Source organism: Candidatus Parakkermansia intestinigallinarum, from assembly GCF_944389695.1.
Lineage (GTDB): Bacteria > Verrucomicrobiota > Verrucomicrobiia > Verrucomicrobiales > Akkermansiaceae > Akkermansia > Akkermansia intestinigallinarum.
The window spans coordinates 1-12,600 of record NZ_CALXNG010000042.1; the positions used below are offsets into that span (position 1 = coordinate 1).

At 66.3% G+C, this 12,600-nt stretch carries 11 protein-coding genes, 1 tRNA gene and 1 pseudogene; 1 reads left to right on the forward strand and 12 read right to left on the reverse strand.

Annotated features, from left to right (window positions below; genetic code table 11):
* Nucleotides 1-185: 185 nt before the first annotated feature.
* From AC6UAL_RS09025 to AC6UAL_RS09080, 12 genes are all read right to left on the reverse strand, one after another.
* Nucleotides 186-257: transfer RNA gene (locus AC6UAL_RS09025), tRNA-Val, on the reverse strand.
* 104 nt (nt 258-361) lie between these two features.
* On the reverse strand, nt 362-1,513 hold the full coding sequence (locus tag AC6UAL_RS09030) for a MalY/PatB family protein (protein WP_500683051.1): 1,152 nt from the start codon (nt 1,511-1,513) through the stop codon (nt 362-364).
* A gap of 288 nt (nt 1,514-1,801) precedes the next feature.
* On the reverse strand, nt 1,802-2,386 hold the full coding sequence (gene gmk / locus AC6UAL_RS09035; RefSeq protein WP_500683052.1) for a guanylate kinase: 585 nt from the start codon (nt 2,384-2,386) through the stop codon (nt 1,802-1,804).
* Between the two features lie 197 nt (nt 2,387-2,583).
* Complete coding sequence (locus tag AC6UAL_RS09040) at nt 2,584-3,459, reverse strand: YicC/YloC family endoribonuclease (protein ID WP_500683053.1); 876 nt, start codon at nt 3,457-3,459, stop codon at nt 2,584-2,586.
* Nucleotides 3,456-4,433 carry a DNA polymerase III delta subunit-related protein gene (locus tag AC6UAL_RS09045; RefSeq protein ID WP_500683054.1) on the reverse strand — a complete coding sequence of 326 codons (978 nt, stop codon included), beginning with the start codon at nt 4,431-4,433 and terminating at the stop codon, nt 3,456-3,458. Before AC6UAL_RS09045 ends, AC6UAL_RS09040 begins: the two co-directional genes overlap by 4 nt.
* Before the next feature lie 6 nt (nt 4,434-4,439).
* A complete protein-coding gene (gene pheA / locus AC6UAL_RS09050; RefSeq protein WP_500683055.1) occupies nt 4,440-5,507 on the reverse strand; it encodes a prephenate dehydratase in 1,068 nt (355 codons plus the stop codon).
* A 65-nt stretch (nt 5,508-5,572) separates the two neighbouring features.
* Entirely contained in the window at nt 5,573-6,424 is an 852-nt protein-coding gene (locus AC6UAL_RS09055) for a hypothetical protein (protein WP_500683056.1), read from the reverse strand.
* Nucleotides 6,425-6,552: 128 nt separating this feature from the next.
* Complete coding sequence (locus AC6UAL_RS09060) at nt 6,553-7,236, reverse strand: DNA alkylation repair protein (protein ID WP_500683057.1); 684 nt, start codon at nt 7,234-7,236, stop codon at nt 6,553-6,555.
* Nucleotides 7,233-8,342 carry an ankyrin repeat domain-containing protein gene (locus AC6UAL_RS09065; RefSeq protein ID WP_500683058.1) on the reverse strand — a complete coding sequence of 370 codons (1,110 nt, stop codon included), beginning with the start codon at nt 8,340-8,342 and terminating at the stop codon, nt 7,233-7,235. Before AC6UAL_RS09065 ends, AC6UAL_RS09060 begins: the two co-directional genes overlap by 4 nt.
* Nucleotides 8,343-8,396: 54 nt before the next feature.
* On the reverse strand, nt 8,397-8,978 hold the full coding sequence (locus AC6UAL_RS09070; protein WP_500683059.1) for a methylated-DNA--[protein]-cysteine S-methyltransferase: 582 nt from the start codon (nt 8,976-8,978) through the stop codon (nt 8,397-8,399).
* A 21-nt stretch (nt 8,979-8,999) separates the two neighbouring features.
* On the reverse strand, nt 9,000-10,583 hold the full coding sequence (locus AC6UAL_RS09075; RefSeq protein ID WP_500683060.1) for a tetratricopeptide repeat protein: 1,584 nt from the start codon (nt 10,581-10,583) through the stop codon (nt 9,000-9,002).
* A gap of 127 nt (nt 10,584-10,710) precedes the next feature.
* Entirely contained in the window at nt 10,711-12,108 is a 1,398-nt protein-coding gene (locus AC6UAL_RS09080; RefSeq protein ID WP_500683061.1) for a tetratricopeptide repeat protein, read from the reverse strand.
* Nucleotides 12,109-12,273: 165 nt separating this feature from the next.
* Here AC6UAL_RS09080 and AC6UAL_RS09085 point away from each other — a divergent pair.
* A pseudogene (locus AC6UAL_RS09085) lies at nt 12,274-12,600 on the forward strand (cell envelope biogenesis protein TolA); the annotation flags it as partial.

The following is a 12,600-nucleotide window of genomic DNA, read 5'->3' on the forward strand; positions in this document are numbered from 1 at the left end:
CTGCCCCCTGCGTTGTTTTTCTCTTCTTCTCTCTGCTCTGTTGCGGCGTCATTCCACACAATTAGCAGAAGAGCCGCGGTGGAGGACGGGCTGCGGCCGGGACGGCTCAAAGTGACCGCTTGCGACCCGCGCGGGGCAGGGGATGCAAAAAGCCCGCAAGCGTTGAGCTTGCGGGCTTTGAGGAGTACGAAGTATAAGATTCGAACTTATGACCCCATCCGTGTGAAGGATGTGCTCTACCACTGAGCTAACTTCGCATGATCCCTTCGAGTGGCCTCGCTTGTTTCGCCAAGGCTTCCTCGCGGATGCGGGCGCATTATACACGCCGCTGTTCCGCAAGGCAAGCCTTTTTTTCAAAAAATCAGGATTTTTTGAGCCTGGCGATGGCTGCTTCCATCGCTTGGAGTCCCTGCATGAGCAGCTCCGGTGATGTGGCAAAGTTGAGTCGCACGCATTGTCCGTCGCCGAAGTTGGCGCCGTCGTCCAAGTAAACGCCCGCTTCTTGCAGGAAGAAGTCGTGCGGTGAGCTGAGGCCGAGTGCGCTGCAGTCGATCCAGAGCAGGTAGGTGGCTTCGTGGGGGCTGAGTCGCAGTTCGGGCATGTGCGTGCTGATGAAGTTTTGCGCGAGCTCGCTGTTGCGGCGGAGGGCTTGGAGAAGTTCGGCGTGCCAGCCCCAGCCTTCGCGGTAGACGGCCTCGGCCGCTGCGTAGGCAAAGACGTTGAGGGTGGGCAGGCTGTGCCCCTGCGCTTTGATGATGCGCTCGCGCAGTTCGGCGTTCGGGACGGCCATGTAGGTGAAGCAGATGCCCGCCATGTTGAAGGTTTTGCTCGGGGCGCTGAGCATGATGGTGCGCTGCAGGATTTCGTCCGGCAGGCTCAGGGCGCTTTGGTGGCGCAGGTGCTCGTCGAGGACGAGGTCGCAGTGGATTTCGTCGGAGCAGAGGATGAGGTCATGCCGGCAGCAGAACTCGCCGACGCGCAGCAGTTCTTCGCGGCTCCAGCTGCGGCCGAGAGGGTTGTGCGGGTTGCAGAGCAGGAAGAGTTTGGTGTCGGGCCGTACGGCGGCTTCCATCGCCTCCCAGTCAAAGCCGGCTCGGCCGTTTTGCCGGATGCAGGGGACGGTGATGAGCTTGCAGTCGGTGTCTTCATGGCAGTGCAGCATGGGCGGGTAGGCCGGGGTGCAGACCATGATGCCGGCATGCGTCGGGGTGCAGATGGCTCGCGCGACGAGGGTGAAGGCCGGGACGCAGCCGGGCAGGTCGTGGAGCCATTCGGGTCGGGCGTCGATGCCGTGGCGCTCGCGCAGGTAGTCGGTGATGGCGGCGCGCAGCGAGTCCGTCATGAAGGCGTAGCCGTAGAAGTGGTGGTTGAGGCGCTGTTGCAGGGCTTCGATGAGGCAGGGCGGGGACTGGATGTCCATATCGGCGATGCCGAAGGGCAGGGGGCCTTGGAGGTCCCACTTGATGTTTCCGGTGTGGCGGCGCTCTTCCGCGCCGGCATAGATGATGCTCATGGATACAAGTTAGTGCAAAGGCCCCCCTTCCGTCAAGCGCATTCCTGCGCTTGTCGCCGAAAAAGCGCGTTTGCGCGTGCGGCTGTGAGGCGGGACGGCTGCGAGGGGATGCGGGCGCAGGGGGATGCGGTTGCGCAGGGGGAGGCTGGCGCAGGGGGGCTGGCGCAGGGGGGCTGGCGCAGGGAAGGCGGCATGCGGCGGCTGCGCCGGGCAGACGTCGCGGGGGAGGCGCGGCGGTGTGGGAGGATGGCGGGGCAGTGCTGCTCCGCCGCGGCGGGCCGTGCGGCTTCAGTCGCGGAGAGCGGTGCGCATGCCCAAGGTGCTGAGCAGGGCGGTGAAGCGGGCGTAGTCCTGCTCGCGGTCGCCGGAGATGAGCTCAAACTGGTATTCGCCGCAGCGGGCGTCTTCGGTGGCGGCGTTGTGCAGGCGCAGGCGGATGACGTCTTCGGCGTCCGTGCTGCGGCCGCGCAGGCGGGCTTCGAGTTCGTCGGAGGGGACGCGGATGTAGACGTCGGCGTAGGCGCGGCGGATGACCGGGTCGTTGCAGGCGCGGATGGAGGCGGCGCCTTGCACGTCGATGTCCATCACGACGTTGCGCCCCTGCAGCAGCAGCTCGACGATGTCGGCTTTGAGGGTGCCGTAGCTGTTGCCGTGCACGGTGGCGTGTTCGAGAAAGGCTCCGGCGGCGACTTTGGCGTCGAAGTCTTCGCGGCTCAGGAAGTGGTAGTCGATGTCCTGTCGCTCGCCCGGGCGGGGCGCACGCGTGGTGCAGGAGATGGAGTAGCAGGTGAGTCCGTCGGCTTCAGCGCGGCGGCAGAGGGTGGTTTTGCCCGAGCCTGAGGGGCCGGAGACGATCAGCAGGGTGCCTGTCATGGAGGGGGATGTTCGAGTTGTATGCGGGGGAAAAGGCGGGGAGGCGGAAAGGGCCGCGGTGTAGCCGAGGCGCTGTGTGAGTCGCGGCCGAGGCTGTGTGCGGGTTGCGGCTGTGGCTGTGTACGGGTTGCGGCCGAGGCTGTGTGCGGGTTGCGGCTGTGGCTGTGTGCGGGTTTTGGCCGAGGCGGTGCGCGGGTTTATTCGACGTTCTGAACCTGCTCGCGGACTTTCTCAAGCTCGGTCTTGGCGTTGACGACGAGCTGCGCGAGTTCGGCGTCGTTTGCCTTGGAGCCCGTGGTGTTGAGCTCGCGGAAGATCTCTTGGCACAGGAAGTCGAGCGTGCGGCCGACGGCTTCGTCTTTCGCGCAGATGGCGCAGAATTGGTCGAGGTGCGAGCCGAGGCGCGTCATTTCTTCGCTGACGTCGCAGCGGTCGGCGAAGAGGGCGATTTCTCGGATGATGCGCTCGTCGTCCGCCGGCAGGGGCAGGCCGCTTTCTTCGAGGCGTTTGAGCAGGGTTTCGCGGTGGCGAAGCGCGACGCCCGAGGCGCGTTCGAGCATGCGGCTGCGGTAGTCGCGCAGGGTGTCGATGCGGGCCAGCAGGTCGCGGCGCAGGTTGGCGCCTTCCTGGGCGCGCAGGGTGCAGAAGGCGTCGAGGGCGCGGCGTATGGCGGGTTCGGCGACGGCCCATGCGTCTTCGGGCGAGATGTCGGCGTCGGTTTCTTCCGCGATGATGCCGAGGCGCAGCAGGGCGTCGAGGCTGGCTTCAACGGGGTGCCCCAGCTCGTTGCTCACGTCGCTGAGGCGCTGTTTGAGGGAGGTGAGTTTGGCGCGGTTGACGGAGAGGGCGGCGTTGCCGCTGCCGCTGCTCTGCAGGCTGATGTTGAGGTTGACGCGCCCGCGGGAGACGGCTCCGGCGGCCAGATCCCGCGCTCGGGTTTCGAGCTCGGCCCAGCTGCGGGGCAGGGAGACGGCGATTTCGGTTTGTTTGCGATTCACCCCGCTGATTTCGACTCTCAGGGTGGAGGATGCGAGGGGAGCCGAGGCGGCTCCGAATCCGGTCATGCTGTTCATATGGGGGATTTGCCGATGATGTCGAGCAGGCGCGCATCGAGCGCGAGCGCTTCGTTGATGTTGAAGTTGAGGTCGGTGCGCAGCTCGTCGACGGCGCGCATGCGGCGCAGCAGGTCTTGCACGGGCAGAGCCGAGGCGAGGGCGGCAATCTCCGGGACGAGGGGCTTGACGTCGGGCGCGTGCGAGGCGAGCATGACGGCTTGCCCGAGGCAGAGGGAGAGCAGCTCGAGGATGCGGCTGCGCTCGCTGAGGTATTCCGTTTCGATGAGGGCGGTGGTGGCGTCTTTCTGCCGCGCCTCCCAGTCGTGCACGTCGGTGCTTTCGGCGATGCTTTTGGCTTCGGCTTTCAGTTCGCTTGTCAGGCGTTTGGTGATGAGGTCGCGCCGCTCGGTCAGCAGTTTTTGCAGGTCGGCGCGCAGGGCGAGGGCGGCGACGTCTGAGCCGATGAGGGGCAGGGCGGCTTGGAGGGCCGGCAGAAAGCGCTGCTGTGCTTCGCAGAGGCGTATTTCGCCGCTCGGGTCGCGGAGGTCGATGCGCACGCAGCGCGAGAGGATGGTGCGCAGCAGGTGGTCGGGCAGCGCGGTGATGAGGATGATGAGGGTTTGCGGCGGCGGCTCTTCGAGGGTTTTGAGGAAGGCGTTGGCAGCTTCTTCGCCCATGCGGTCGGCCTCGAGGATGATGACGAGTTTGGTTTCTCCCTCTTCGGCGCGCAGGGCGAGAAAGGGCTCGACGGCGCGCACTTCTTCAATGAGGATGCGGCGGCTCTTCGAGCCCGGGCGCAGCACGCGGCACATCGGGTGCATCAGGGTTTCGAGGCTGTCGGCTCGTGCGCCGTTGAGCGTGGCCGCCAGATCGAGCGCGAGGCGGTGCGTGCCCGCTTCCGGCGGGCCGGCAAAGAGCAGGGCATGCGGCAGGCGATCGGAGGCAATCGCGTGGTGCAGCAGCTTGCGAGCCTGTTCGCAGACGAAGGCCATGGCGAATCAGTCTTCGGGGTAGGAGCCCAGAACTTTGAACATCGGGCAGAGTTGGTGCAGCTCGGAGAGGCAGCTCGCGAGGGGCTCGGAGAGGCGGTGGCCTTCGACGTCGACGTAGAAGAGGTATTCCCACGGGGTGTCTCGGGTCGGCCGCGAGTCGATGCAGAGCAGGTTGATGTTGTGGTTTTTGAAGTGCTCGAGCACGGTCACGAGGGTGCCGGGGGTGTGCGGCACTTTGAAGCAGAGGGTGCTGCGGTCGTGCTCCGTCGGTTTGGTCTCTTGCGTGCCGATGACGGCGAAGCGCGTGGTGTTGGTGGCTTTGTCCTGAATGTTCGCCTCCATCACCCGGAGCCCGTGCATGCGGCCGGCCAGTTCGCTGCCGAGGGCGGCTGCGCCCTGATTCGTTTCTTCGGCTGCTCGCAGCGCGGCGGCCGAGGTCGAGCTCATGGCTATCTGCTCGGCGTGCGGGAAGTTTTCCTGAAGCCAGAGGCGGCATTGCCCCAGGACTTGCGGGTGCGAGTAGATTGTGTGTATGTCTTCTCTCCGGCCGTTGCAGAGCAGGCAGTTGCGTATGTTTTGCCGGATTTGGGCGCAGATGCGAAGGGGGCTTTCGCGGAAGAGGTCCATCGCTTGGGAGACGGAGCCGTCCGAGCTGTTTTCAATGGGGACGACGCCGTAGTTGACGAGCTCTTTCTCAACGGAGCGGAAGACCTCGCGGAAGCTGGCGCAGGGGATCAGTTCAACGCTGTCGCCGAAGCGCGCCTGAGCTGCTTGGTGGCTCCATGTGCCTTCGGGGCCGAGGTAGGCGACGCGAATGCCGCCTTCGAGCTTGAAGGAGCAGCTGACAATCTGCCGGTAGATGCTCTCGAGGCTTGCCTCGGGCAGCACGCCTTGGTTGAGGCGCTTGAGTTTGTCGAAGAGCTGGCTTTCGCGCTCGGGAACGAAGAGGGGGGTATGGGCTTCGCGCTTGATTTGTCCGACTTGGTGCACGCATTCGGCGCGGCGGTGCAGCAGCTTGATGATGTCGGCATCAAGGCGGTCGATTTCAGCGCGGAGTTCGTCCAGTGTCATCATGCGGGTGTATTGTAGCACAGGCCGCGCGGTGTTTCAATCCCGATTTCTGATGATGCCGGGGCTCGTCAGGGTGTCGCCCGGGCGCCGACGCGGCGGCAGACTTCGCTGAAGCTGAAGCGCCTCCGTTTCATGTCCTGCAACCAAGGGTCGGCGGGCGGCAGGTCGGCGGCGCGGTTGAAGTTGCCGGGGGACGTGATGCGGGTGAAGAGCAGGTTGTGCATGCGCGAGAGTTCGGTGCAGCGGATGCCGTAGCCGCCGGGTTTGTTGGACGACCAGTAGCGGATGCAGAGGACGCCGTTTCGGCGTTCCTGCCCGAGGTAGAGCACGAGGTGCCCGCGTTCGCGGCAGCCGATTTCGGGCGTCCAGCCGAACTTCAGGAAGTCGCCCGGGCGAGCGGCTGCCGGGTCGGTGAAGTTGACGCCCGCGCCCAGATCGTGCACGAGCTTTGCCAGTCCCGGGCCGTTGGCGTTGGCCCGGCCCCAGATGCCGAAGCCGTCGGGTTCTCCGTACACGGCGAGGCTCTGTTGCGCTTCGGGGCTCAGCGCGAGGGCTCCGGCGTGTTGAAGTTTTTGCAGGGTTTTGACCAGAAGAAGGTAACAGGCGCCGGAGCAGAAGGAGGGACGGGCGAGGCGGGGGGTGATGCTCAGGCTGCGCTGCGCGGCGTCCCACGCGACGGCTCGGCTCATGTCGGCGACGGCGTCGTCGCTGCCGTCGTAGCCGCCTCCGGGCGCTATGTCCTGCTTCATGGTGGCGAGGAGCTGCAGGGCAAAGTCCTTCGGTGCAAGAGGCTCTCGCGGCCGACCGAGGCTCGCGGCGGTGTCGCCGTGCCGCTTCGGCGGCGGACTGCAGGCGACGGAGGCGCTCAGAAGCAGCGCACAGAGAAGCAGAGGGACGAATCGCGGCGGCAGAGAAGCCATACGGGAATGGCGGCTTGCTGCCGACCCGATGGCCTGGCGCGTGCTCGCGAGGAGGGTTGGGCGCGTGCTCGCGAGGAGGGTTGGGCGCGTGCTCGCGGGGAGGGGCGGGTGCGGGTTGTCGGGGTGTGTCATGGGCGGCGCCGGGATTCTCGAATTTTGCGCTGTGCCATGCGGCGGCTTTCTTCGGGCAGTCCGCCGTCTCTCAGGAGTTCGGCGGCGCGTTCGGGGTAGCGCAGGTGCAGCTCGCAGCAGCACCAGGCAACGGCCATGCGGGCGTAATAGCCCTCGGCGGGTTGACGGAGAAGAGCCTGAATGATCTCGGGCACCCATGCCGGTTCTTGCAGGTAGTGCTGCAAGAGCATGACGACGCCGAAGCGCGCCGGGTATTCTTCGCGGCTGTTCAGCAGGGGTTGCAGGCGTTCATAGGTCTCGCCGAGCCGCTCGCGGACGAAGCGGTAGCTCGCGCAGCACGAATCGCAGAGGCTCCAGTTGCGGGCGGAGGGAACGTAGGCTTCAACCAGACGGAGCCGCGTCTCGTAGCTTTCGCGCCGCAGGTAAGCGGGCAGCAGGCCGCGCAGCATGACTTGCTCCATCCACTGTTCGCTGATGCCGGCGTCGAGATACTCCTGCCAAGCGCCTGCCGCCAGCTCGCGAGCTAAGCGCCGCAGGGCCGGCAGACGCACGCCGAGCATGGGCATCCCTCCGGGAATGAGTCTTGAGGCGAAGTCGCGGTAGGCAGGTTCTGCGAGGGCCTCAAGCTGCGGCAGGACGTCGGCGGGGTTGCTGATGACTCGGGCCGCGCCTGCTCTCATTGCTTCTCGGGACGGTGGTTTTCGAAGAGCTGCCGGAGTTCGTCAGTGGGGGCGTAGTCGTAGGCGCTCCGCCCGTCAGAATCTCGGATGGCGGGGTCGGCTCCGGCTTCGAGGAGGCGGAGCACAACCTGTTTCTTTTCGGCCGGGGTGACGATGTTACTCTCTCCGTCGGCGGCATCGCTCTCGGCCGCGGCGATGTCGCTCGGGGAGCTCACGGGGGCGAGGAGGGCGTAGATGAGGGGGGTGCGCCCGCTGCTGTCTCGGCGGTGCACGGAGGCGCGGTTGTCGAGCAGGGTGCGAACGATGGGCTCATCGGCTCTGGCCGCCGCATACATCAGGGGCGTCATGCCGGCTTTGTCGGCCCGGTCGATTCTTGCGCCGTGCCTGAGCAGCAGGGAGACGCAGGTTGCGTTGCCGTGGCCGACGGCTTTGTGCAGGGGTGTCAGGCCGCGTTTGTTCGCGAGATTGGGATCGGCGCCGTGTTCCAGCAGGCAGCGCACGATTTCGGGCGTGTAGGCGTCGCTCTCGAAGGCGGCTTGCAGGGGGCTGGTGCCGTCGGCGTCGCATTTATCCGGATCCGCCCCCAGAGCGCTGAGCACCTGCACGGAGCTGATGGCTCCGGTGCCGCTGGCGATGATGAGGGGGGTGAAGCCGTTGCCGGCACTTTCGTTGATGTCGCTGCGCGGGTCGGCCAGCAGGACGTCCATGACGTTCACGTTGCCGGTGATGGCTGCCGCGATGAGCGGCGTGACGCAGGGGTCTTTCTCCTGATGGATGTCGGCGCCGTGTTCCAGCAGGCAGCGCACCATGTCGTCGCGGTTGAGCAGCGTGGCTGCCAGCAGCAGGGAGGTGCCGGACTCGTCCGTGGCGTTGACGTCGAGCCCGGCGTTGAGAAGGTGTTCGAGGTCGCTGACGTCTCCGTGCGCCATGACGGAGCCGATCCTTTGCAGGGTCGCTTTGTCGGGGTGACGGAGCTCGTCCGCGCCGATGGAGCCGACGGCGGCGGAGGGGCTTTCTTCGAGCGGGGCTCGGAGAGCTACTTGGCCGGAGGTCAGCAGAGCGAGTGCGCTGCCGGCGACAAGGAGCGTCTGTATGCTGCGTTTCATCGTTGTGCCCGTATTCTACCACAGGTGGCCGAGGACTGACAAGGTGAAATCCCGCTATGGTAAGGGTATATAGTGTTCGGTGTCCCTGCCGGCCTCGCGAAGCAGCAGGGTTCGCTTGAGCATGCTGCCGCCTCTGTAGCGCCCCGGGTGCTCGGCGCTGCCTCCGGCCGGCAGCACGCGGTGGCAGGGCAGGATGAGCGGCAGGGGGTTGCTTGAGCAGACGCGCGCCACGCAGCGCGCGGGGCCGAGTTCGCCGTAGCGGCGCGTCTGTCCGCGCGGGATGGCGGCGAGGCGAAGCCGGATTTCCTGTTGCAGGGGCGTGCCCGGCAGCGGAGCCAGCGGCAGGTCCGGGGTCTCGCGTTGGCCGTCGAGCCAGGCCTGCAGACGGAGGGCGGCTTCGGCGGCCAGAGCGCGGTCGTCCTCCGAGGCTTGTTCGGCTCCCGGCAGGGGGGCGTCAGGCGTTTCGATTTGCGTTGCCGACCAAGGGTGCAGGAGGCTTTGCGCGTGGCTCTCATCCGTCGCGGGCAGCAGCACGCGGCAGAGTTTCGCGCGGTCGATGACGAGGCCGAGCGGCAAGGGATGTCCGCCGAGTCGCAGGCAGCAGCGGTGGAGGCAGGCGGAGGGGGGCAGCTTCATGGGGCGGGGCGGAGGCGCGGCTCAGTCCTTGGGCGCCGCTGCCGCATCGCCGCCGCTCTCTTGTTCCGCTTTTTTGCGCCAGCGGTAGTTGAGGTAGAGCGGAAGCCCGAAGACCAGAATGAGCAGCAGAGGGATGAAGACGAAGTGAAAGATGTTGAGGGCGGAGGCGCAGCTGCTGTCGCCCAGTGCCGCTCCCTGCTTCCACCACTGATAGGTGAGCGTGGGGTTCCAGTCTAGGCCGGAGAAGGGGCTGAGGTGCAGGAAGCCGCGGCGCAGCATGGCCGAGGCGGCGCCGCCGTCGCTGGCCATGACGATCCAGTGGTTGGCGATGTCTTTTTCACCGGCGGAGAGGTAATAGTCGGCCAGAACGGCGGCTGCCGCAGGGTCGCCGTAGCGCTCGGCTGCGGTGCGCAGGTAGCGCAGGGCTTCTTCGCTGTCTCGTTCAATGCCGTCGGCGCCGTTGAGCAGCAGGCTCCCGGCCTGAGTCATTGCCTGCAGGTCGCCCATGCTGGCCGCTTGTTGCAGCAGGGGCAGGGCGTCGGCGTATTGGCCCGCTTCCGCCAGAAGGCGGGATTTGGTGGAGATGGCCGCAGCGTTGTTGCCGGCGGCGGCCAGATCGAGGTAGCGGAGCCCTTCGGCGTTCTGCTTGTCCGGTGCGGCGGAGGCGTCTCTTGTGCCGTTGAGGTTGAGGTGGTAGGAGGCCAGCAGCATGGCCATGGTTGCATCTTGCGTCTGCTCGACGATGCGGGCGGCGTAGCTCATGGCTTTTTCCGTGTCCTTTTCAACGGTCAGGCCCTCGGCGTAGCTCTTGAAGAGCTGGGTGAGCGCCCATTCGCTGCCCTGGTCAGCGGCTTGCTCCAGTTTCGCGATGCCCGAGACGACGTTTTGATCGACGCCCAAGCCCATTTGCTCCATGTAGCCGAGCCAGTAGAGGCTCTGCAAGTCGTTCGGATCGGCTTCGTAGCGCTCTCGGTAGATCTCGTAGGCGCGGGCGAAGGCTTTTTGCGATTCTTCGGCTTGCCCTTGGCCTTTGTATTGTTCGCCGAGCAGGTAAGCGGCCGAGGCTTCGCCTTTGTCGGCGGCCATGCTCAGCCAGCGTGCCGCTTGGGCGGCATCCTGCTCGACGAATTCTTCGCCTCGCCAGTAGAGGGCGGCCAGCAGCAGCATGGCTTTGGTGTCGCCCTTTTCCGCCTGCTGCGCCAGCATGTCGATGTAGCGCGTCGCCCACGAGTCGGCTTGGCGCAGTTTGCCGTTGAGGGCGTAGCGACGCGCCAGCTGGCAGGCGGCTTGCGCGTTGCCGGCGGCGGCTTCGTTTTTGAGTGCCGCCAGTTCGCCTTCGAGCTGAAGGTCGTCGGAATCAAAGATGAGCTCCGGCTTTTTCGGCGTTGGGGCGGGAGCGGCGCTCTCGCTCGGTGCCGAGGAGGCAGCCGCGGCTTCGCTTGTAGCTTCGCCGGAGGGGGCTGCCGAAGCCTCGCTTGTAGTTTCGCTTGAAGTTTCGCCGGAGGTTGTGGCCGGGGGCGTTGCGGGGGGCGTTTCTTGGGCGGACAGGGGCAGAAGGATGCTTGTCAGCGCCAGAAGGCGCAGGGCTTGTAGGGTGTGTTTCATGCGGTGAAAAAGGAGTTTTGTGTTCGGAGATGCAGCCGTGCTGCGGCTTGTTCGAGAGGGAAGGGGGCGCCGGAGGCGCGGGAAGGTGAGAGGCGGAAGATGAGGCGGAATGACGAGGCGGGCGGAATCAGTTCGGGGCGCGTCCGCTTGCCCGGCGGGCGTACGCTTCGGCTGCGGCTTCGTCGACTGCCGTGCCGATGCCTTGGCGGTAACATTCGCTGGCGCGTTGGGCGGCTCGGCGATAGCCCATGTCGGCCGCTTGTCTGATTTTTTCGAAGCCTGCGATGTCATCTCGGGCGGTGCCGAGGCCGCTTTGTTCCAAGTAGCCGAGGCAGTAGAGCGAGACACAGTCGCCGGGGTCGGCGGCGTATCGCAGGGAGGCCGTTTCATAAGCGCTGCCGTAGGCCGCGTCGGCCGCCTGTTGCTCGCCTCGTGTCGCGTAAAAGTCTCCCAGCAGGAGGAATGCGGGGGCGTAGAGTTTGCGCTCGGCGGCTTCGGTGAGGTAGCGCAGGGCACGCGCTTCGTCGACCTCAACGCCGCCGCGACCGCTCAGCAGGGTGATGGCCGCCTCGGTCATCGACAGTTCATTGCCCATGTCGGCCGCTGCGGCAAAGAGCGGCAGCGCCTCGGCGTGGCGACCTGCTGCGCTGAGAAGCTGCGCTTTGTGTTGCATGGCGTTGGCGTGGTGGCCGCGCACGGCGATGTCGAGGTAGAGCCGTCCCTTTTCGTCGCTCTCGTCCGCGCCCCGGCCGGGGAAGCGCCTGCCGTCGAGGTTCATGAAGTAACGCGCCAGACTGTTGGCCATCATGGGGTCGCCGGTGATGGCCACCAAGCGCTCGGCATAGCCCGCGGCGCGGTCGAGGTCGATCGCTACTCCCTTGCCGCAGGTGTAGGTCTCGTGCAGGCATCGCAGCGCCCTGATGTCTCCGAGTGCTGCCGCGCGTTCGAGCTTCTCGAGCCCGGCGGCACGTTGTTTCTCCGTGTCTGATGCGTTGACTTCCAGGTAGCCGAGCCAGTACAGGGCATCGGCGTCCGCTGCGTCGGCGGCAAGGCGTGTGCGGCAGAGTTCGCAGGCCGCGGCGTAAGCCCTGCGCGAGTCTTCTTCGCGTCCCTGCCTCTTGTAGAGCGTTCCCAGCACGCAGGCGGCCGCAGGCTCGCCGGCTTCGACCGCTTTGCGGAACCAAGCGACGGCTCGGGCCTCGTCCTTTTTGATGAACTCGTGGCCTCTGCGATAATCCGCGCCCAGCTGCATCATGGCGTGCACGTCACCGCGTTCGGCGCGCTGCTCGAGGATTTCGATGTAGCGTGCCGCCCAGTGCTCTGCCTGGGATGCTTCGCCCTTCAGTTTGCACGCGCGTGCCCGTTGCAGCGCGGCATCGGCATCGGTATCGGCATCGCCTGCCGCCGCTTCTTGCACGAGTGCGCTGTCTGCCGGCTCTTGCGCCGACGCTCCCCCGGCTGCCGCATGTGCTTGAAGAGGCAGCGGAAGGAGCAGGCTGAGGGCAAGAAGGCGGGAAAGCGTCATGAAGGCTGATGGAGAGGCGTCGCTGGGTGCGCCGCGTCACTCGCCGCGCCCGTAGGGACGGCGGCTGTTGCTGCGGCGGAAGGGTTTGTGACTGCCGAAGCTTGGACGCTCGCGGAAGCTGCGGCGTTCACTCTGCTGACGCGATGAGGCGGAAAATGATGATCCGTGACCGCCGAAGCCTCGCTTGCCGCGGTCGCCGAAACTTCGCTTGTCGCCGAAGCCGCGTTCACCGCGGTCGCCGAAGGCTCGCTTGCCGCCGAAGCTGCGCTCGCCGCGGTCGCTGAAGGGACGCTTGCCGCCGAAGCCGCGTTCACCGCGGTCGCCGAAGGCTCGCTTGTCGCCGAAGCCGCGGTCACCGCGGTCGCTGAAGGGACGCTTGCCGCCGAAGCCGCGTTCACCGCGGTCGCCGAAGGCTCGCTTGCCGCCGAAGCCGCGTTCACCGCGGTCGCCGAAGGCTCGCTTGCCGCCGAAGCCGCGTTCACCGCGGTCGCC

What these genes read in the sequence shown, in the direction of transcription:
- AC6UAL_RS09030 (WP_500683051.1), bottom strand. Translation starts at nt 1,513, where the DNA reads ATGAGCATCATCTATGCCGGCGCGGAAGAGCGCCGCCACACCGGAAAC.
- gmk (WP_500683052.1), bottom strand. Translation starts at nt 2,386, where the DNA reads ATGACAGGCACCCTGCTGATCGTCTCCGGCCCCTCAGGCTCGGGCAAA.
- AC6UAL_RS09040 (WP_500683053.1), bottom strand. Translation starts at nt 3,459, where the DNA reads ATGAACAGCATGACCGGATTCGGAGCCGCCTCGGCTCCCCTCGCATCC.
- AC6UAL_RS09045 (WP_500683054.1), bottom strand. Translation starts at nt 4,433, where the DNA reads ATGGCCTTCGTCTGCGAACAGGCTCGCAAGCTGCTGCACCACGCGATT.
- pheA (WP_500683055.1), bottom strand. Translation starts at nt 5,507, where the DNA reads ATGATGACACTGGACGAACTCCGCGCTGAAATCGACCGCCTTGATGCC.
- AC6UAL_RS09055 (WP_500683056.1), bottom strand. Translation starts at nt 6,424, where the DNA reads ATGGCTTCTCTGCCGCCGCGATTCGTCCCTCTGCTTCTCTGTGCGCTG.
- AC6UAL_RS09060 (WP_500683057.1), bottom strand. Translation starts at nt 7,236, where the DNA reads ATGAGAGCAGGCGCGGCCCGAGTCATCAGCAACCCCGCCGACGTCCTG.
- AC6UAL_RS09065 (WP_500683058.1), bottom strand. Translation starts at nt 8,342, where the DNA reads ATGAAACGCAGCATACAGACGCTCCTTGTCGCCGGCAGCGCACTCGCT.
- AC6UAL_RS09070 (WP_500683059.1), bottom strand. Translation starts at nt 8,978, where the DNA reads ATGAAGCTGCCCCCCTCCGCCTGCCTCCACCGCTGCTGCCTGCGACTC.
- AC6UAL_RS09075 (WP_500683060.1), bottom strand. Translation starts at nt 10,583, where the DNA reads ATGAAACACACCCTACAAGCCCTGCGCCTTCTGGCGCTGACAAGCATC.
- AC6UAL_RS09080 (WP_500683061.1), bottom strand. Translation starts at nt 12,108, where the DNA reads ATGACGCTTTCCCGCCTTCTTGCCCTCAGCCTGCTCCTTCCGCTGCCT.